Annotated in this window: 14 protein-coding genes; 6 read left to right on the top strand and 8 right to left on the bottom strand. The window is 53.1% G+C overall.

Annotation, left to right across the window (positions count from 1 at the left end; all coding sequences use genetic code 11):
* Positions 1-145: 145 nt before the first annotated feature.
* Both GJJ30_RS10330 and GJJ30_RS10335 read right to left on the bottom strand, forming a co-directional pair.
* Positions 146-3,478 carry a putative Ig domain-containing protein gene (locus GJJ30_RS10330; protein ID WP_154175072.1) on the bottom strand — a complete coding sequence of 1,111 codons (3,333 nt, stop codon included), beginning with the start codon at positions 3,476-3,478 and terminating at the stop codon, positions 146-148.
* Positions 3,479-3,674: 196 nt separating this feature from the next.
* Complete coding sequence (locus GJJ30_RS10335; RefSeq protein ID WP_170299162.1) at positions 3,675-6,557, bottom strand: FG-GAP repeat domain-containing protein; 2,883 nt, start codon at positions 6,555-6,557, stop codon at positions 3,675-3,677.
* A 364-nt stretch (positions 6,558-6,921) separates the two neighbouring features.
* On the opposite strand from GJJ30_RS10335, the gene GJJ30_RS32305 reads away from it, so the two are divergent.
* Positions 6,922-9,321 carry a PAS domain-containing sensor histidine kinase gene (locus GJJ30_RS32305; RefSeq protein WP_170299163.1) on the top strand — a complete coding sequence of 800 codons (2,400 nt, stop codon included), beginning with the start codon at positions 6,922-6,924 and terminating at the stop codon, positions 9,319-9,321.
* 31 nt (positions 9,322-9,352) lie between these two features.
* Here the strand turns inward: GJJ30_RS32305 and GJJ30_RS10350 are convergent, their stop codons facing one another.
* The 4 genes from GJJ30_RS10350 to GJJ30_RS10365 form a co-directional block, all read right to left on the bottom strand.
* Entirely contained in the window at positions 9,353-10,216 is an 864-nt protein-coding gene (locus GJJ30_RS10350) for a tetratricopeptide repeat protein (RefSeq protein ID WP_154175074.1), read from the bottom strand.
* Between the two features lie 63 nt (positions 10,217-10,279).
* Positions 10,280-11,491, bottom strand: coding sequence for a chromate efflux transporter (gene chrA, locus GJJ30_RS10355; RefSeq protein WP_154175075.1), 1,212 nt, complete (start codon positions 11,489-11,491; stop codon positions 10,280-10,282).
* 104 nt (positions 11,492-11,595) lie between these two features.
* Positions 11,596-12,552 carry an isopenicillin N synthase family dioxygenase gene (locus GJJ30_RS10360; protein WP_154175076.1) on the bottom strand — a complete coding sequence of 319 codons (957 nt, stop codon included), beginning with the start codon at positions 12,550-12,552 and terminating at the stop codon, positions 11,596-11,598.
* Positions 12,553-12,688: 136 nt separating this feature from the next.
* On the bottom strand, positions 12,689-13,399 hold the full coding sequence (locus GJJ30_RS10365; protein WP_154175077.1) for a superoxide dismutase: 711 nt from the start codon (positions 13,397-13,399) through the stop codon (positions 12,689-12,691).
* 201 nt (positions 13,400-13,600) lie between these two features.
* Here GJJ30_RS10365 and GJJ30_RS10370 point away from each other — a divergent pair, with 201 nt between their 5' ends.
* Entirely contained in the window at positions 13,601-14,566 is a 966-nt protein-coding gene (locus GJJ30_RS10370) for a c-type cytochrome (protein ID WP_154175078.1), read from the top strand.
* Between the two features lie 16 nt (positions 14,567-14,582).
* On the opposite strand, the gene recR is transcribed toward GJJ30_RS10370, so the two are convergent.
* Both recR and GJJ30_RS10380 read right to left on the bottom strand, forming a co-directional pair.
* On the bottom strand, positions 14,583-15,194 hold the full coding sequence (gene recR / locus GJJ30_RS10375) for a recombination mediator RecR (protein ID WP_154175079.1): 612 nt from the start codon (positions 15,192-15,194) through the stop codon (positions 14,583-14,585).
* Between the two features lie 81 nt (positions 15,195-15,275).
* Positions 15,276-15,554 carry an ATP-dependent Clp protease adaptor ClpS gene (locus GJJ30_RS10380; RefSeq protein WP_154175080.1) on the bottom strand — a complete coding sequence of 93 codons (279 nt, stop codon included), beginning with the start codon at positions 15,552-15,554 and terminating at the stop codon, positions 15,276-15,278.
* Positions 15,555-15,688: 134 nt separating this feature from the next.
* Here GJJ30_RS10380 and GJJ30_RS10385 point away from each other — a divergent pair, with 134 nt between their 5' ends.
* The 4 genes from GJJ30_RS10385 to GJJ30_RS10400 all read left to right on the top strand — a co-directional run bounded on the left by GJJ30_RS10385 (position 15,689) and on the right by GJJ30_RS10400 (position 19,310).
* The gene (locus tag GJJ30_RS10385) at positions 15,689-17,152 is read left to right on the top strand and encodes a sodium:solute symporter (protein ID WP_154175081.1); all 1,464 of its coding nucleotides are present in this window, start codon (positions 15,689-15,691) and stop codon (positions 17,150-17,152) included.
* A 208-nt stretch (positions 17,153-17,360) separates the two neighbouring features.
* The gene (locus GJJ30_RS32180; RefSeq protein WP_205880552.1) at positions 17,361-18,182 is read left to right on the top strand and encodes a hypothetical protein; all 822 of its coding nucleotides are present in this window, start codon (positions 17,361-17,363) and stop codon (positions 18,180-18,182) included.
* A 65-nt stretch (positions 18,183-18,247) separates the two neighbouring features.
* Complete coding sequence (locus tag GJJ30_RS10395; protein WP_154175082.1) at positions 18,248-19,018, top strand: DUF2490 domain-containing protein; 771 nt, start codon at positions 18,248-18,250, stop codon at positions 19,016-19,018.
* Between the two features lie 58 nt (positions 19,019-19,076).
* Positions 19,077-19,310, top strand: a complete 234-nt coding sequence (locus GJJ30_RS10400) for a hypothetical protein (protein WP_154175083.1) — start codon at positions 19,077-19,079, stop codon at positions 19,308-19,310.
* The last annotated feature ends 181 nt before the right edge of the window (positions 19,311-19,491 follow it).

Raw genomic sequence — 19,491 nt, forward strand, 5'->3', positions numbered from 1 at the left:
AAATTTATACGAGTACCTGGAAAAAACGCGGTTTCTCTGTCACTTCCGAATGGCAAATTGCTACAGCGGGCCGGGTTTTCTTCTTAACCAGAAAGGCGCAGATCACCGACCCGCGCCTTTCCCAGACTCTAACAACACATCTAACTTACTGCTTCAGCACCTTCACACTTACACTTTTCAGCCCACTGTGGACCCGCAGCAGCAGCAAGCCGAAGGGTTGTCCCTGAACCGAAAAGCGCTGCTGCTCAACGGCGCTGGCGGTTCCAATCTGCCGCTGACTCACCAGTCGTCCGCTGGCATCGGTGAGTTGTAACCGCAGGGCTTGCCCTTCCGCTCCCCGAATTTCCACCTGAAGCTCGTCGAAAACCGGGTTGCCCAATACCGTCACCTGTAGCTGGGAACCGGTTTCCGCCGACAGGCGGGCGGGCGCACATTGGTATTCTTTCGGCGAACCTTTCAGGTCGTAGGTGCTGCCCTGCACCCGGGCCCGGATTTTTGTCCCGTTGGTCACCGTGCCCGGCGGGGTAAAGATATACGCGTGTGAACCATTGCCCTTGCCCGCGTCTTTCAAATCCTGGCGGTAAATGTTGGCGACGGTGCTGCCCAAAACCATGCCCGAGCCATCCAGGTAAAATTCGACCGTCAGCGGAGTATTGGGCTTCTTGCGATCCCAGACCCAGCCGCGGATGCCTCCGCAATCCAGTTTATCCAAATAGCCTTCAAAATCGCCCGTCACTGTCGTGGTCGATGCCGGATTGACCGTCAGCGGGAAGCTCACCGAATTGGTTAAAGCTCCATCGTTAGCCGAATAGGCCAGCACAAAGCTTCCGGCGACGGTGGGTGTTCCCGAAATCACGCGGCTGGTTGTGTTGATAGACAACCCGTCGGGCAAACCGGTCAGGGCGTAGGTCAGGGGCTGGCCTTCGGGATCGGTGAAAGCCACCAGCGTACCGGAGAAAGGAACACCGACCTGCGCCGTCAGCGGAGCGATCAGAATGGTGGGTGAAGGGGCCACCGGGGCTTTGTTTTCGGGCGTTCCCGTTCCCTGGCAAATCAGCGCCTTGGGGGAATCTTTCAGAATAAAACTGCTGCCAGCGACCCGGGCGGAAAGGTTATGAGCGGATCCGTCTTTGAGTTCATTGGGAATCGCCCAGCTAAAGGCGTGTTTACCGTTGCCTTTGCCAGCGGTTTGCAGATCCTGCCGGAACACATCGGCCAGCAGGGTCGCGATTACTTTAGGGCCATCGAGAATATCGATCGAAACGGCGGTATTGACCTTGTTGCGGTCCCAGGCCCAGCCGCGGAAACTGCCGCAATCGGCGCCGTTGACAAAACCGTCGAACGAACCATTAACCAATGAGGGATTGATGGTTACGGTGGTTGAACCGGGTGGGCTCGTGCAACTGCCAACCTGGCAGGTGGCGGAATACACAAAATTCCCGGTGGTCGAGGTAGGAACCGAAATCGTGGCACTACTGCCGCTGATCCCACCGGGTCCTTGCCAGCTTAGGGTTCCCCCTTCGCAGCCCGTGACGGTTAAGGTGACAAAGGGTGTATTTTGCAAAATGGGTAAAGAGATATTGGGGGGCAGACTGAAAACCGGTGCCGCCTGGGTGGAGCTAAGGGTTAGACTGAAGGCATTCGATGTCAGCGAGTTGCAGGTTGAGGTGATGACCACCTGATAATTGCCCACCTGGGCTGCCTGTACATTGGTAAGGCTAAGTGTGGCCGAAGTTTGGGCGGGATTGAGCGGACTTCCATCCTTGAACCATAGGTACGATAAGGCAGCGGGACCCGTTGCGGAAACGGGCACGCTGATGGTGCTTCCGGCACAAACCGCTGAGGATGAAGCGGGTTGGTTTACAATCGTGATGCCCTGAAACTCATAAGCTCCCATATCGACCGTGTTGACAAAGCGCGGGTTGCCGGCCAGATCGGTGGTGATACCTGCCAGCGCAGTGGCGCTGTTGTTCCCGGCATTCACCGGTAGCGAACAGGCTACCAACTGGAGATCCTCATTGGCGGCATCCACAAAAGGAGAGGTGGTAGTGGTCAGGTTGGAGGGGTCGGTTGTGTAGGCATACGGCGCATCGAACAGGCTGTTGTTCGCAATGACGGTGCCATAAAACGAACTAATCGGGTTGGTTCCGTTGTCAAACAGGACGCAGTTGATAAACGTAGCAATTCCAACCTGATTATAGGGGCCACCGCAATCTAAAAAGATGACCCCGATGGCATTTCGCCCAACATTTTGATTGAAGCTACAATTGGTAATGACCGGAGTACTTCGGCCTCCATTCTGGGCATCTCCGTACAGGGCCGCTCCATCACCGATTGATTTGTTCTTGGTAAAACTGCAATTGGTGATGACAGGGCTGGAGTTGCCGCCCTCTCCGTTATTTTGGATCGCTGCCGCTCCTTTCACAAAACCCGTTCCGGTCGCTGGGATTTCATTCTGACTGAAACGGCAGGAGATAATAGTAGGATTGCTGGTACCATGTGAACCATCATTGACGATGGCTCCCCCATGAATGGAAGCTTTATTCAGGCTAAAGCTGCAACGCTCAATGCGGGGATTGGAGGTTCCGCCACTGGCACCCGAATTATAAATGGCCCCACCCTTTGAATTGGCGCTATTTTGGGTAAAAGTGCAATCGGTAATGCGGGTATTGCTGGTACCGCCACCCTCCGAATTGTTATGGATGGCTCCACCGGAAAATGCGAGATTACCGGTAAAGGTACAGTGACTGATGGAAATGGGGTTGTTGGAGTCACCGGTTCGGTCATTAAAAATGGCCCCACCGCGATCATCGCATTTGTTTTCGATAAAGTCACAATACGTAATAACGGGATTGCTCCCGGCCAGGAATGCTTTGTTCATCATTGCTCCGCCTAAAACAGACGCCGAGTTCAGGATAAAAGTACATTTGGCAATGGTAGGGTCTGAGGGTTGATCCGTCAACTCCAGATTGAGAACACCTCCTCCCCAACCATCCGTACCAGCACCATTGGCCTTTCCACCGGTAATGACAAAACCATCCAGGCGGGTCTGGTCGTTGACTCCGTAAAACCGCACGACGTGATAACTGTTGCCATCATCCAGCGTGTTGTTGTTGTCAATGTCGCCCGAAAGCGTGGTGCTGGAAGGGTTGGTGGTCCGGTTTCCGTTGGAAGGATCATACCCGCCGTACACCTGCACGCCGGATGCAACCGTGAAAGATTGGGTGCGGTCACCGGTCGTTGTCGGTTTGTACAACCCGCTGGCGACCAAAACCGTTAGATTCGCGGGGTTGGATAATACGCCCGGTAAGGCGCTGCCGGGGTAGGCGGTTGCCCAGGACGTTCCATCCTGCGTACTGACGCCCCCGTTTGGGGTTACATGGATCTGGGCGGAAGCCGTCAGAGCCGCACAGAGCAGCGCAAAAACCGTGAACAGGCGCAGGCTGATTGAGCTGCACGGGAGTAGATTTTTTTTCATATGAGTAAACTAGCTATAGAGTGGTTTTCTTCCACCGGACAAACATAAACAGTTCATCACGAGCGGACTATCGCAATTTTCCCAATTACTATAACAATCTTCCCATTGGTTAAAAAATGAAAACGGTGGTGCAAACCCGGCAAAAAGAAAGGCGCAGATCGGTGGTCTGCGCCTTAGCTATTGCTTGCGTCACTAGTTAGCGTTTAATTATTTTCAGGGTTCGGCTTTGGGTAAGGGTGCGCACCTGCAGCAGCAGCAACCCCGGAGCTTGCCCCTGTACCGAAAACCGTTGCTGTTCAACAGCGTTGGCAGTTTCAATTTGTCGCTGGTTCAGCAGCCGTCCGCTGGCATCGGTCAGGTGCAGTCGGAGCGCCTGACCTTCCGCCCCCCGGATTTCAACCTGAAGCTCGTCGGAAACCGGGTTACCCAACACCGTCACCTGTAACTGCGAACCGGTTTCGGCCGACAGCCGGGCCGGAGCACATTGATAAACCTTCGGAGAACCTTTCAGTTCAAAGGTCGAGCCCAGCACCCGGGCCCGCACCAGCGTGCCGTTCGTTACAGGGGCTGGCGGGCTGAAACTGTAGGCGTGCGAACCGTTGCCCTTGCCCGCGTCTTTCAAATCCGGGCGGTAAATGTTGGCGACCGTGCTGCCCAAAACCGTACCCGATCCGTCCAGAAAGAATTCGACCGTCAATGGCGTGTTGGGCTTCTTGCGATCCCAGACCCAGCCGCGGATGCCTCCGCAATCCAGTTTATCCAGATAGCCTTCAAAATCACCGGTTACCGTCGTGGTTGATGCCGGATTGACCGTTAAAAGGAAGCTGACACTATTGGTCAAACCGCCTTCATCGGTGGCCGAGTACGCCAGCACGAAGGTTCCCGCGACGGTGGGTGTTCCCGAAATCACGCGACTGGTCGTGTTGATGGATAAACCGTCGGGCAAACCGGTCAGGGCATACGTCAGCGGTTTGGCTTCTGGATCGGTAAAAGCCACCAGTGTTCCCGAGAAGGGCACCCCAACCTGAGCCGCCAGCGGAGCGATCAGGATGGTGGGTGAAGGCGGAACCGGTGCTTTGTTTTCGGGCGTTCCGGTTCCAACGCAAATGAGGGCTTTGGGCGAGTCCTTCAAAATGAAGTTGCTGCCACTGACGCGGGCGGACAGATTGTGCGGTAAGCCATCCTTCAGGCTTCCGGGAATTGTCCAGCTAAAGGCGTGTTTGCCATTGCCTTTCCCGGCGGTTTGGAGATCCTGCCGGAAGACATCGGCCAGAAACGAGGCAATAACGGTGGGTCCATCGAGAATATCGACCGAGATGGCGGTGTTGACCTTGTTGCGATCCCAGGCCCAGCCCCGGAAGCTGGCACAATCCGCGCCGTAAACAAAACCGTCGAACGAACCGGTCACCAGTGGGGGTGTCACCGAAATGGTGGCCGAACCCGGCGGGCTGGTGCAGCTTCCCACCGAACAGGTGGCGGAATACACCAGCGTTCCGGTGGCGGAAGTGGGCACACTGATCGTCGTTCCGGTGCCGCTGGAACCGTCGGGACCTTTCCAGGTCAGCGTTCCCCCCGGACAGTTCGCAATGTTGAGGGAAACGAAGGGCGTATTCTGAATCACCGAAGCCGAATTGGAGCCGTTGAACGTCAGATTGGGGGCCGTCGGTGCGGGTTGAACCAGCAGAGTAGTGGAACTGGTTCGGGTAATTCCGCCCGCGACAGCCGTTACCGTCAGAGTGAAGGTGGTGGGACTAGCCACCGTGGGGGCCGTCAACGTCGTGGTACTACCCGAACCGGAAAAACCGGCGGGCAGGCTACTCCAGGTGTAGCTGGTGGGCGTAAAGTTCGTGGCGGTGGCCGTTACACTCACGGGGCTGCCTACGCAAACGGTCGATGCGGTTAGCGGAAGGATCTTGACCAGCGTCGCCGGGGCACAATTGAAAAAGAGTACGACACTTTCGTTATAGTTTCCTGGATTATAATCATAAAAACCATGGGCGAGGTCTTCGAGTCCATCTTTATTAAAATCGGCCATAACGGCCTTATGCCCATTCCCATCTCCCACATAGGTGGTCGGTTCCTGAAAAGTACCCGGATTGGCGGGGGTGTTGAGGTAAATGGAGATAACCGAATTTTCGTCGCTCACAATGATATCGAGATAACCATCCAGATTGACATCTCTCAAAAACGTACTGTTTAAATACTGGCTGCCCGTATACCGCGTAAACGAGGTAAAGTCATTGTTCTGATTCAGCATAACCCCCAGGTTGTAATCCACTTCGCCGACCACATCGGTTTTTCCATCCCCGTTCAGATCCCCGAAAGCTACACTCGTGCGGTAAAACGTAAAGTCTTCCGGCAATGGAATTTCAACGGGAGCTTCAAAGGCGGTTCCGCTGCTGTTGCGCAAATAAAGAAAGTAGGTATAATTTCCTCCATCGACCATTTCTCCAAAAAAATCGGTCTTGCCATCCCCGTTCCAATCCACCGTTGTTGCATCGTACGAGTTAATATCTCCGTTGATCAGGCTACTGGCAGCCAAGAACGTACCCGGATGTTCGGGATCATTGAGTCGAAGATACGTCTGGTCCTGTGTTTCGTCGATGACCAATAAATCCGGGTATCCGTCTCCATTAAAATCACCGGATAGCAGATCAGCTGTGCTACTTGAACTTTCTAAATCGATGATCTTGACCGGCTCCAGAAACGCTACCGTACTTTCTCCTTTGTTGATATACAGGTAAAATTGGAAATCTTTCTTGACAATGAAATCAGCGTACCCATCGTGGCTGAAATCGGCGACAACCGGAATGTCATTGAATTCAGGAAGGTCGATTTTAGTATGCCCGTTAAACTGACCGGGGTTGGCCTTGTCGTTCAGGTGGATATATACATAGTCTTCTGGATAATTAACCCAGGTGAGAAGATCCGGGTACCCATCGTTGTTAAAATCAGCCGTGGTAATACTGCGGGTATTGACGGCTGTGAAAGATTCGACCGGCGAAAAGCACTGACTCCAACCCGCCGTAGCCAGCAGCGAGAAAGTCAGAAAAAGGATCAAACGTAGTGTTGTTTTCATAAAGTATACCATTCGTGGAGGGGTTTGGATTCCACTCGTCAAACCTAAGGGGTTCATCCCGCTTGGGCTATCGTATTTGTCCCAATTACTATAACAATCTTCCCACTATCTGGAAATCTGTTAAAAAGAGACCTGATTTTTAAATTTTCAGTATGGATCAGGAAAGGCATAGTTGAGGGTAAAAACCGCTGAATTTCCGGTCTTGACCGGTTTGTTTTCCTAGCCTGAATTCCCGTCTGTTTCAGCGAAGCTCCGTGAAGTTCAATGCTTGAGGTAGCTTTTGTACCACTTAAATGGATTAACTTGCTATTCGGATGTTATCCGATCATTTTTGCGGGAGATATTATTTTTTCGTGATTCAACCATGAACGGCGATCAACGGCCTTTAGACTCAACCCAAAAGCTTACCCAGCGACTGGATATTGATTTTGCCCTCCGGGCGGCTGGGCTGGGTGTCTGGGAGTTAGACCCTGCTACTAATCAGGTTCTCTGGGACGACCGCTGCCGGGCGTTATTCGGACTGGCAAAAGAAAACCATCTGTCCTATGAGCAGGCAATTCAATACATTCACGCCGATGATGTGGACCGGGTCACCCAGGCCGTGGCGCGGGCGATGAATGCCGGGTCGAACGGTTTGTTCGATGAAACTTACCGGACGCTGGGCGCCGATGATGGGCAGATGCGCTGGGTGCGTTTCTACGGACGAAGTTACTTTTCAGAAACCGGTGAAGTTTACCGCTTTGCGGGCGTGGCGCAGGACGTAACTGAACAGATTCTGGCTCAGCAGCGGGAAGCAGCCACCCGTCAGGAGGCCCAGCGGCAGCAGCGAATTTACGAAGCCATTGCGGGCAGCACCCCCGACCTGATGTACGTCTTTGATCTGAGCTACCGGTTTATTTACGCCAATCGGGCGCTGCTCGACATGTGGGGCCGAACCTGGGACAATGCGATCGGGAACAACCTGCTGGAAAATGGGTATGAGCCCTGGCACGCCGAGATGCACGAACGGGAAATCGATCAGGTCGTGGCCACCAAACAGCTCATTCGGGGCGAGGTGTCTTTTCCCCACGCCACGCTTGGCAAACGAATTTACGACTATGTGTTTGCTCCGGTGCTGAATGAACGGGGCGAGGTGGAAGCCGTGGCCGGTACGACCCGCGATATTACCGAAATCAAGCGGGCCGAGGAGACGCTTAGAGAATCGGAAAAAAATTACCGCACTCTTTTTGAGTCCATGCAGGAAGGCTACACGGTTTGCGAGGCCATCCGCGACGACAGCGGCAAGATGATCAATTACCGGTTTTTGCAGGTAAATTCCGCGTTTGGAAAACTGACCGGGCTGGATCCGGCGCAAACGCTGGGGAAAACCGCCTGGGAAATTCTGCCGGGACTGGACGAAAAATGGTTTGCCACCTATCAGCAGGTCATCGACACCCGCCAGACTATCCGGGCGGAAGAATATTTTCAACCCCTTGATGAATGGTATTCCCTGACGGCTTTTTGGTTCGCCGAGGAGCGGTTTGCGGTGCTGTTCGACGAAATTACCGAACGGAAACGGGCTGAGGCCGCACTGAAAGCCAGTGAAGCGCGTTTTCGCCTGTTTGTGACGGCCAGTTCCGACGTGGTCTATACTATGAGCGCCGACTGGCGGCAGATGAATCAACTGGAAGGCAAGACATTTCTGGCCGATACCCGGGAGCCCAGCCGCGACTGGCTGCTGAAATACATCCCGGCGGAGGATCAGCTCCGGGTCGAGAGTGCGATCGACAAGGTTATTGCGGACAAACGGGTGTTTGAGCTGGAACACCGGATTATCCGGGTGGATGGAACCGTGGGGTGGACCCTTTCGCGGGCCGTACCCATTCTGGACGAGAAGGGCCAGATTCTGGAGTGGTTTGGAACGGCCAGCGATGTGACCGAACGTAAGCGCGCGGAGGAAGCTCTTCGGCAGAGTGAAGAACGGTACCGGCGTCTGTCTGCGGAATTGGAGGAACGGGTGAACGCCCGAACCCACGACCTGAGCCAGGCCAACGTGGATCTGAAGCGCTCCAATGACAACCTGCAACAGTTCGCTTATGTCGCCAGTCACGACCTGCAGGAACCACTGCGCAAAATCCAGTCGTTCAGTTCGTTGCTTACCCAGCAACTGAATGAGCAACTGAACGAGGAAGGCAAGGATCACCTGCAGCGGATCATGGCGGCCGGTGCCCGCATGTCTACGCTGATCAAGGATTTGCTCGCTTATTCGCGGATCTCAACCCGTCAGCAGGTGTTCGGCCCGGTTTCGCTGGAAGCCATTATGGCCGAAGTGCTTGTTACGCTGGACTGGAACATTAGCCAGTCGGGGGCTCAGATTACGGTCGACGCGCTGCCGGTGGTCCGGGGGGACGAGTCACAACTGGGGCAGTTATTTCAGAACTTACTGGCCAATTCCATTAAGTTTGTGACTCCCGGTCAATTGCCCCAAATCCGCGTTGACTATTTCCTTCGTCCGCAGAGCGAGTTACCACCCGGGGTGCAACCCAGTGAAGAATCGGCGATGTATCACCAGATTGATGTGCAGGACAACGGGATTGGATTTGACGAAAAATACGCAAACCGTATTTTTCAGGTTTTTCAGCGGCTTCACGGCAAAAGCGAATATGCGGGAACCGGTGTTGGTCTGGCGATTTGTCAGCGGGTGGTAGACAACCACGGCGGGGCGATTACGGCCAGGAGTCAACCGGGGCAGGGGGCGGTTTTCAGCGTGTACCTTCCGGCCTGAATCGAAGCCACTGAAACCGCTACTAACCGGTTCACGTTCCCATGGCCCGTTTGAGAACGCCCCCCACAAAACTACCCACAAACGTCAGGCCGATCGAACCATAGAGGCAGAACAACTCCAGTTCCCTGTCGCCACCGCCCTGGGGCGGAGAAGTAAAAAACGTGTACCCGATCCACAAGATAGCGGCCTGGAGCAACGCCAGCAGCCAGCCTTTCCGGGGCTGCGCAAAACCGATGGCGGCCGCCGAAACCGCGGCTAACAGATACGGCCAGTGGACAACGGCGGTTTCTTTGATGACAAACAGCAGCACGCAACTGTTGATCAGAACCAGCAGGGCATTGAACAAAAACCGCCGGTCGAAAAAAGGCTCTTTGCCTGCAGAAGTACCCGTTCCGTCTTTTTGTTCCTGCACAATGGCCTGCGCCCGCTCCAGATCGTTCCGGGCCTGTTGGAGCTGATTGAGTTGCTGAAGAGCCAGTCCCCGCCACTGAAACGGATCTGCCAGGTTGCCGTGTGCGTGAAAAACCGCCTTGTCAAATTCCAGAAAAGCTGCTTCATAATCGTGCTGTTCAAAGAGAATCTGACCGCGCTCCAGGTGTAAATCCACGACCGTGTCGTCGTAGCCGATAGCGGTTTGTAAATCGTCCAGAGCCGCCGGTAGATTTCCGCGCATTCGCTGGTAACGGGCCCGGTACAGATAGGCAATGCTCGATTGCGGTTTGGCACGAATCTTTTCGTTGAAATAAGCGAATGCCTCCTCAAACTGACAACTTGCATAGAGTTTGATGCCGGTCTGCAACTGGTCGCGCTCCTTCTCGGATGGCGTCCGCAAATCCGCGTAATAGCGGAGATAAATGATATAGCCAATGATGGCGCCGGTTACTAAAATTTCCATACGGGCCGGATCGGTCGTGATAAGCTTAATCGAGCGGTTTTTTCGTCGCGGAAACCGGTTGTTTCAAACCAGAAAACCGAGGAATAGCCCGGTAATAATCAACAAATAAGGCGGTATTTTGGAATACTCCAACAGCAAAATGGTCCCGACGACCACCAAAACCGATAGCCCGTGCTCGGCCATTGGCTGAAAAAGGGAGATGGCCGCCGATGCCGTGAGGCCGGTGCTGGCCGCGTTGATGCCTTCCAGCGACGCCCGAACGGCGCGGTACCGTTTCAGTTGATTCCAGAATCGGTAAACGAAGAAAATCAGGAATGTGCCGGGGAGAAAAATTCCGGCGGTAGCCGCAAAACCACCGAGAAGCTGGCCGCTCAAACCGGAAGCCCGCATTGACAGGACGCCAATGTAAGAAGCGAACGAAAAAACCGGCCCCGGCGTCACCTGCACAATGGCCAGCCCCGACAAAAACTCCTGCCGACTCAGGTAATGTTTAAATTCGACAAACTCGTTATACAGCATGGGCGTCAACACCTGACCACCGCCGAACACGAGACTGCCGTTGCGGTAAAAGTTTTCGAATAAACGGAGGGGCAGCGATTTGGTAATGGCACCCAGCGTAGCGGCTACGACTAGGACGCCGATCCAGAGGAAGAAGTTGGCCCAGCGAATCTTGATCGGGGCTTTTTCCATCTTTTCGTGTTTTTCATAGAGAAAAGCCGTGGCAAATCCGCCCGCCACCAGCAAAACGGGGGTTATATACGGCGACGGAAATGCGTAGGATGCGAGCGCCGAAACAATCGCCAGAACCACGCCCCGTTGGTTTGAAATTACTTTTTTGGCGATTCGGTAACCGGCAACAATCAGAAAACCAACCGCCATGGGCTGGATAAACCGCGTGAAATTGAGCGAAATCGACCGTTGCTGCACGTAATAAATTCCGATGGCTACCGAGGTCATGATCAACACGCTTGGAAACGACCAGACAATCAGGGTCAGGTACGCCAGATTGGGTCCACCAATTTTAAAACCCAGCGCCGTAATGGTTTGGGTGGACGTGGGGCCGGGCAGAATCTGACACAACGCATTGAGTTCCAGTAACTCGGCTTCGGTGAGGTACCGGCGTTTATTGACAAACCGGTCGAGCATCATGGCCAGATGCACCTGCGGGCCGCCAAAGGTGGTGCAGGCCAGAATATAGACATCTTTCAGGAAAATAATATAACGTATGCGCCTTACCGGAGCGATAGGAGAGAGCGTAGATAGGTAAGAGGCCATACAGAGAATTCTATATTCTGTCGCATTGTGACCAGATATTTTACAAAAAACGGATCACAATGCGACAAAAACAAGCGGGTTACTCGAATTAAAGATACGGGAATTTAATTCTTTTTCAACCCCAATTCCTGTAAGCGCTCATCCAGAAAAGCACCGGCGGTCATGTTTTCGTAAATCTTTGGATGTTCGGTCGAAATACAGCTCTCCAGACTCGTCAGGTCCATGTCGCCCCGGGGGTGCATAAAGAAGGGAATCGAAAACCGGGGGCTATTCATTTTCTCGCGGGGCGGGTTCACCACGCGGTGGATGGTCGATTTGAGCTTGTGATTGGTGAGCCGGTCGAGCATATCGCCGACGTTGACAATGATCTGGTCGGGAAGGGCCGTAATCGGAATCCATTTGCCATCGCGACGCAGCACTTCCAGCCCTTCGGCGCTGGCGCCCATCAGGAGCGTAATGAGGTTGATATCACCGTGAGCGGCCGCCCGAACGGCGCCGGGCTGGACCAGATCCGGGTTGAGCGGAAAATAATGAATGGCCCGGAGAATACTGTCGCCGTGGGCAACCTTGTCTTCAAAATAATCTTCCGGCAATTCGAGGTATAAGGCAATGGCCCGCAGCAGCGCCCGGCCCGCATTTTCCAGCGTTTGGTAGGTCGCCAGTGTATTTTCCCTGAACGCGGGAAATTCGTCGGGAAACACATTATCCGGCATTCCGTCAATCGGTTCCGGCTGTCCGATGTGGTAAAATTCCTTCAAATCGGCCACCTTGAATCCTTTGGCGGTTTCCTTATTTTTACCCACGTAACCGCGCTGGCCGTGCAGTTCGGGAAACTCATACTTCTTTTTCGTGTTGTCGTCGGCCGAGAAAAATGCCTTGACCGAATCGTACAAATTCGCCGTCAACTCATCCGTCAGGCCGTGATTCCGGACCGAAACAAAACCGATGTTAGTAAACGCGGCTCCCAAATCCCGCACAAATCTGGCCTTCCGTTCCGAATCCCCGGAGTTGAAATCGGCCAGATCCAGCGACGGAATTTGGTCGTATAAAATGTCGCTCATGTTGTTGATGTCCTTTGTTGATTCGGGCGCTAAAGTACAAAAAAAGGCTTTCAGACGTACCGGTTTTAGCGTTTACAGCGCGGATGTTTGGCCGTAAAATTCATAACCGACAAGTCTAAAAGCCTGATTATCCAGCTTATGCCTTCATGGCCGCATTGTATAGTTCGTTGACTTTCGACCAGTTGACTACGTTCCAGAAAGCGGCCACGTAATCGGGCCGACGGTTTTGGTATTTCAGGTAATACGCGTGTTCCCAAACGTCCAGACCCAAAACCGGGGTGCCTTTTTTCTCGGCGAGGGCCATGAGCGGATTATCCTGGTTGGGCGTTGAAACGATCTCGAGGTCTTTGCCGTTGACGATCAGCCACACCCAGCCGGAACCGAAACGGCCCGTCGCGGCTTTGCCCCATTCTTCCTTCAGTTTGTCGAACGAACCGAACTTTTTAGTGATGGCTTCAGCCAGGTTGCCCGAGGGTTGTTTGCCGCCGTTGGCGCCGAGGATATTCCAGAAAAAGGTGTGATTCCAGTGGCCGCCCCCGTTGTTGCGAACGGCCGCGGGCGTGCTACTGTCTACTTTCTTCACCAGTTCGTCAATCGACAACGACGCCATCGGTGAACCCGCAACGGCTTTATTCAGGTTGTCGACGTATGCTTTGTGGTGTTTATCGTGGTGGATTTCCATCGTCTGCTTGTCGATGTGCGGTTCCAGCGCCCCGGCATCGTAGGGAAGCGGGGCTAATTTAAACGGACCTTCGGCCTGGAACGATCCGGCAAAAGCGGATGACTGGAGGGCTTTCAGGGTTAAGGCGCTACCAAAGGCTAATTTCAAAAACTCACTGCGATTCATATCCGACTGGTTTGAGGTGAGATACTCGGTTTGTTGGAAAACACGCCCCTTAGAGCATTGTTTTCGCGAATCGCAAAGAAAGCGACTTTTTTGTAACAAATGACACCGGTTTCGGTTTCCGTTCGCTCAAGAGCGGTAATCCGGTGAAGATGAAACGCGCGCCGTTGCGTATTTTTGCCCAATCAGTAAACAGCTCCTGAAATGAATCGTTTTTTTGTCCTTCTGGCCCCGGTTTTCCTGGCCGTTGCCGGTTCCTGTGTTCATCCGAAAGCTTACTCGCCAGCCACGGGGCGGATTCGCACGGTTTCCCTTCCAAAAACAGCCGCCCAAATTGAGCGGGGTCGCTATTTAGCCAATCACGTTGCGGTTTGTATGGATTGTCATTCGAAACGGGATTATGCGCGTCTGGCCGGGCCGGTTGTGCCGGGAACCTTCGGCGGAGGGGGCGAGGAGTTCGGGAAAAACTACGGGTTGCCGGGGACGTATTACGCCAAAAACATCACCCCGTTTGCGCTGAAAAACTGGAGCGATACGGAGTTTCTGTTGGCCATGACGGCCGGGGTTTCGAAAGACGGCAAACCGCTGTTCCCGTTGATGCCTTATTCGAATTACGGAAAAATGGATGAAAACGACGCCAAATCCATTCTGGCTTACCTGCGCACCCTCGAACCGGTTGAAAACGTCGTTCAGAAATCAAAACCGGCAGCGCCCATCAAACTGGCGATGAAAATGATGCCGCATAAAGCGCGTTTTCAGGCCATGCCGACGGAAAAAAGTGGCGTTGACTACGGGAGGTATCTGGTCACGATGGCCGGTTGTGGTGATTGCCATACCCGGCGGGGCATGGGCGGTTTATCGAAAAAAGCCGCTTTTGCGGGCGGAACCGAAATCCGGCTGGCGGGTGGATTGCTGAAAACCGCCAATATTACGCCGGATGCCGAAACCGGGATTGGGTCGTGGACGAAAGCCGACTTCATCCGGCGCTTTAAAACCTACGATCCGGCCACGTTCAAAGCCCCCGAAGTCGGGAGCGGTTTTAACACGGTGATGCCGTGGCAGTTCTATGCCGGAATGACCGAACAGGATTTGGGAGCAATTTATGAGTATTTGAAAACCGTCAAACCGGTGCGCAATAAAGTAGAAATTTTCAGTACCCACAGACCCTAATCCGTGGGTACGCATTTTATTCGTAGGTAATCCGGCTCAGAATACTGCGACCCAGCGTTACTTCGTCGGCGTATTCGAGATCACCGCCGATGGGGACACCACGCGCAATCGTGGAAATTTTAACCGGCAACCCTTTGAGTTTTTTCTGGAGGTAAAAAGCCGTCGTATCGCCTTCCATCGTGGGGCTGAGGGCCAGAATGACTTCTTTCACCGCTTCGCTGTCCGGGTTCCGGAGCCGCTCGACGAGTGAGTCGATTTTCAGGTCGCTGGGTCCAACGCCCTCGACGGGCGAAATGATGCCGCCCAGCACGTGGTACATGCCTTTGTACTGCGCCGTATTCTCGATGGCCAGCACGTCGCGCGTGTCTTCGACCACGCAGATCAGCGAACGGTCCCGTTTGTGGCTGGCGCAAATTCCGCACAGGTCGTGGTCCGAGAGGTTGTGGCACTTCCGGCAGTGCTTGACTTTCGACCGGACGGCCACCAGCGTTTCGGCCAGACTTTTGGTTTGTTCTTCATCCCGCTTCAACAAATGCAGCACGAGCCGAAGGGCGGTTTTTTTCCCGATCCCCGGCAGTTTGGATACTTCGTTGACCGCGTCTTCTATCAGTTTGGAAGGAAACTCCATGAAAAATTGAGTGAATGAGTGATTGAGCGGATGAGTGATTGAGTTTTATTCACTAATTCACTCAATCGCACATTCACTCAATTATTTTAAAACTTCAGCGGAAATACCCCGGCGGCAGATTTCGTTACGCTTTGGAACGAGTTCTTCCCAGGAGCCATTTTTGACCCGGCATTTTCCTTTGTGGTGGATAATGATCGTGCACTGCTCAGCCTGCTCGGGCGTGTGTTCGCACACATCAATTAAGGTATCGATCACGTGATCGAATGTATTCACATCGTCGTTGAAAACCACCAGGTTATACAGGTCGGTATCAACAACTTCTTCCAATACCTCGACGTCATTTTCTTCGAACGGTTGCATTACACGGAATTTCTTGTTTGTTTAGCAAATTTACGAAATTTTAGCTGCTTTTGCCACGTTTTTTCAATCTGGAGAATTAACCAAACCTCCGGAATTATAACCCATTGTATCCGTAAAAAGTTGCCCCGTCCGGTATGAATCCCAACATCGCGCTAACGATATTAATTGCCTACTTTGCCATGCTGATCACGGTTTCCTGGTATACTGCCAGAGGAGCCGATACGAATACATTTTTCACCGCTAACCGCCAGACACCCTGGTACCTGGTGGCCTTTGCGATGATCGGTACCTCGTTGTCGGGCGTCACCTTTATTTCGGTGCCGGGCTCCGTGGGCGCCAAGGCTTTTTCCTATTTTCAGGTGATTCTGGGGAACATTGTGGGCTACTACGTCATCGCTACGGTTTTGATGCCGCTCTATTACCGAATGAACCTGATTTCGATATACGGCTACCTCGAAAAGCGGTTCGGATTCTGGTCGTACAAAACCGGGGCGGGTTTCTTTTTGCTGGCCCGGACGGTGGGCTCGGCTATCCGGCTGTACATTGCCGCCGGGGTGCTGCAAATCGCGATTTTCAACAGCTTCCACATTCCGTTTGAAGTGTCGGTGGGCATCACCATTCTGCTGATCTGGCTGTATACGTTCAAAGGTGGGGTTAAAACCATTATCGTGACCGATACGCTGCAAACCACGTTTCTGGTGACGGCCGTGGTGTTAACCATTATCCTGATTTCGCGGCAATTGGGCCTCTCATTCGGTGAAATGGTTTCGACCATATCGAAAAGCGATTATTCCCAGATCTTTTTCTGGGACGCCAATGATCCGAAAAACTTCTTCAAGCAATTCATTTCCGGCGTTTTTATCGCGATCGTCATGACCGGGCTGGATCAGGACCTGATGCAGAAAAACCTGACCTGCAAGAACATCGGCGAAGCGCAGAAAAACATGCTCTGGTTTACGACAACCTTCGCCATCGTCGTTTTCCTGTTCCTCTCGCTGGGTGCATTGCTTTACATTTATGCCAATTCCAAAGGCATTGCCATCCCGGCCAAATCCGACGATTTGTACCCGCTGCTGGCGCTCAATCACTTCGGTCTGGTGGTTGGAATTACATTCTTACTGGGAATTACGGCGGCCACTTACGCCAGTTCCGACTCCGCCCTGACCGCGCTGACCACCTCGTTCTGCATCGACTTCATGAACGTGGAAGGTCGCCCTGAAACCGAGCGGGCGCGTATCAAACACTGGGTACACATCGGTTTTTCGGTCTTGTTTTTCCTAGTCATTATTGTCTTCAACCAACTCAATAGTCAGGATGTGGTCACGGCGGTTTTCGATCTGGCCGGTTACACCTATGGACCTCTGCTGGGCTTATACGCCTTCGGATTATTCACCAAACGGCCCGTTCGGGATGGTTGGGTGCCGTTCATTTGCCTGGCCTCGCCGTTCCTGACGCTGTTCATCAATAACCATTCAGCCGAGTGGTTCAATGGCTACAAATTTGGTTTTGAACGGCTGGTTCTCAATGGCTTAATTACGTACATCGGCTTGTGGGCGGTTTCCAGAAAGAAAGCCGTTGACGAACCGGTAGCTGTCTAATAGACCTGTAAGGTCTTAAAGACGGGGCCGCCCAACCCCTGCAGGTTTATTTATAAGTAAAAGCCAACAGTAAGAGTAAATCCAAACCTGCAAGGTCTTGGAGACCTTACAGGTTTATTTGTAAGGGATCGGTTGAAAAAACTGTACCTTAGCAAGCCTTATCAGAACGAGTTACAAACCCGTTCTCAACTATTTCTCAACTCAGGTAATGAAACTAAACGCATTGATCAGCACGGCGCTTGTTTTGACGGCAACCGTGGCATTTGGTCAAAAATCAGGATCGGTGAAAAGCATCTGGGCCGCGGCACCCGTCGCAGAAGCCTCTGCCGACACCACGACTGGCAAAGGAGCTGCGCCCAACGAAGTGTACATGGAAGGTGCTAAGGTTCACGTCGTTGCGACCAACAACGCCGATAAATTGTTCCTGACCATCCAGTTGGATAGCGATCAGGATCAGTTCAAATCCCTGCTGTTCGGCAGCACCATCTGGCTCGATCAAAAGGGCAAACGGAAAAACTGGAAAGGCATTCAGTTCCCGCTCGCGGAAGAAATGGACCCCGCTACGGGTCGGCCGCTGTCGATGGGCCCCAAAGCCGGTCCGACCGACAAATCGACGATGATGAAGCAGATGATCGATCGGAAAATCGAAATGAAACTCATCCGTCTGGTGGCAGATGATGAAATGCTGGTTCCGGCTTCCCGCGACCCATCCGGAATTACCGGGCATCTGGAAGACAAAGCCGGTCGGCTGGTGTATCAATTCACCATTCCCCTGGCCCTGATCAACGCCAAACCGGGCACTCCGCTGGCCATCGGTTTTGAATCCGGCGTGGCCGAAAAACCCAAACAGAGCATGTCGAACTCCAGCAACATGGGCATGGGTGGCATGGGGGGGATGTACGGTCGTCGCGGGTATGGTGGATACGGAGGTTACGGTGGCTATGGCTACGGTGGAGGAGGGGGCGGTTACAGCGGTCCGACCATGTCACCAACCCGGTTTTCAGTAACGGTCGACCTGGCTGCTCAATAATGGTCCTAAAACTGGCATAGCTTTTGGTGAGTGGTGTAGAGCAATTTCCGTTCTCCTGTCTTACCATGAAGCCTGTTTTCGTGATTTTGTTGACGCTGTCGATTCATGGACTGGCGGCTCAACCGCTGCATTTTTTCGGGGTTTTTCCGTCGGTTTCCCAAACCGGTACGATCCACTCGAAATTTCTGTACAACGTCCTGGCGTCGTCGACGGTCGACGCCTTTAACCAAACCGTTGAGAATGTTCATTATCCGGCCACGCAGCTGCAACTGTACGTTCAACCGGGAATCATTTACAAACTAAAACCGGACTGGACTGCCGCCCTGGGGTATGCCTTCGCCCGTCACAATCTGTTTGGGCTGCGGGTTAACGAAAACCGCCTTTGGGCGCAAACGGGCTACAATCACCCCCTGCCAATCGGTCGTCTGACGCATCGGTTGCGGTACGAAGAGCGGTATCCGCTGAATAAAAAGACGGATATTCAGTCAAAAGCTACCTTATTCCGGTATCAACTAGGGTATAATTTGCCTTTGTACGATTTAAAAAAGCAGAAACAAGGTTTTTCTCTTTCGGCAACCCACGAATTTTTTCTATGCCTGACCGGGGCTACCAACAGCCCGATTAGCTCCAAAAACGCATTTTGCGGAGAAAACTGGTCATTCGTTGGCGTTGGGTACACCACCGCCAAAACCGGTCGGATCGAAGCGGGTTATATGCTCCAGAATCTGGTTCGAAATCCGCACCGGGACCACCGGTATCTGCATCTGTTTCAGGTTACCTACAGCGCCACCTTCCGATTAGACGACCTGATGGTTTGGTTGTACACTCCATATTGAGCCAGCGGTTTTTATTGATCTGTTCAATACGCTGCTTCGGGTCCGCGGAGCCACCGGTTTGGAACCATCCGGTGGAAAAACGGCATTCTGGCCAACCGGAAAAGCTGATCGAAGTGGGGAGCCTTCCGTACGGAAAAGGCGAGGATCACCCGGAAAGAATGACCCTTTTTCGGCGGATGAGCTGGAAACGGCTGCTCTGCTGAGTGTGAATGACGCCAGGGAGAATCCGTTTCTGGGACGCGAACTGGGCACGGATGGCTTCAAAGCCGACATTTTTTTACGGGCTCGGTAAACGGAGAAACCGGTTTTCAGGCGCGTCGTTGGAAAAAACCGTTGAACGGATTATATTGGGTTACTTTTACCGGCATACGTACTGTCCGGTAAGTCCGGAAAAACAACTTGAAAATATTGACAAAAAGTAGTAAGATTTCAAGGATGTAGTATATTTGAGTAAAATTTGCCAAACAAAGATT

This window comes from Larkinella terrae, assembly GCF_009668025.1.
Taxonomy (GTDB): domain Bacteria; phylum Bacteroidota; class Bacteroidia; order Cytophagales; family Spirosomataceae; genus Larkinella; species Larkinella terrae.

Excerpts from the sequence above, each read along its gene's own strand:
- GJJ30_RS10370 (WP_154175078.1), top strand. The coding sequence starts at position 13,601 with ATGAATCGTTTTTTTGTCCTTCTGGCCCCGGTTTTCCTGGCCGTTGCC.
- GJJ30_RS32180 (WP_205880552.1), top strand. The coding sequence starts at position 17,361 with ATGAAACTAAACGCATTGATCAGCACGGCGCTTGTTTTGACGGCAACC.
- recR (WP_154175079.1), bottom strand. The coding sequence starts at position 15,194 with ATGGAGTTTCCTTCCAAACTGATAGAAGACGCGGTCAACGAAGTATCC.
- GJJ30_RS10385 (WP_154175081.1), top strand. The coding sequence starts at position 15,689 with ATGAATCCCAACATCGCGCTAACGATATTAATTGCCTACTTTGCCATG.
- GJJ30_RS10365 (WP_154175077.1), bottom strand. The coding sequence starts at position 13,399 with ATGAATCGCAGTGAGTTTTTGAAATTAGCCTTTGGTAGCGCCTTAACC.
- GJJ30_RS10395 (WP_154175082.1), top strand. The coding sequence starts at position 18,248 with ATGAAGCCTGTTTTCGTGATTTTGTTGACGCTGTCGATTCATGGACTG.
- GJJ30_RS10350 (WP_154175074.1), bottom strand. The coding sequence starts at position 10,216 with ATGGAAATTTTAGTAACCGGCGCCATCATTGGCTATATCATTTATCTC.
- GJJ30_RS10380 (WP_154175080.1), bottom strand. The coding sequence starts at position 15,554 with ATGCAACCGTTCGAAGAAAATGACGTCGAGGTATTGGAAGAAGTTGTT.
- GJJ30_RS10360 (WP_154175076.1), bottom strand. The coding sequence starts at position 12,552 with ATGAGCGACATTTTATACGACCAAATTCCGTCGCTGGATCTGGCCGAT.
- GJJ30_RS32305 (WP_170299163.1), top strand. The coding sequence starts at position 6,922 with ATGAACGGCGATCAACGGCCTTTAGACTCAACCCAAAAGCTTACCCAG.
- chrA (WP_154175075.1), bottom strand. The coding sequence starts at position 11,491 with ATGGCCTCTTACCTATCTACGCTCTCTCCTATCGCTCCGGTAAGGCGC.
- GJJ30_RS10335 (WP_170299162.1), bottom strand. The coding sequence starts at position 6,557 with ATGAAAACAACACTACGTTTGATCCTTTTTCTGACTTTCTCGCTGCTG.
- GJJ30_RS10330 (WP_154175072.1), bottom strand. The coding sequence starts at position 3,478 with ATGAAAAAAAATCTACTCCCGTGCAGCTCAATCAGCCTGCGCCTGTTC.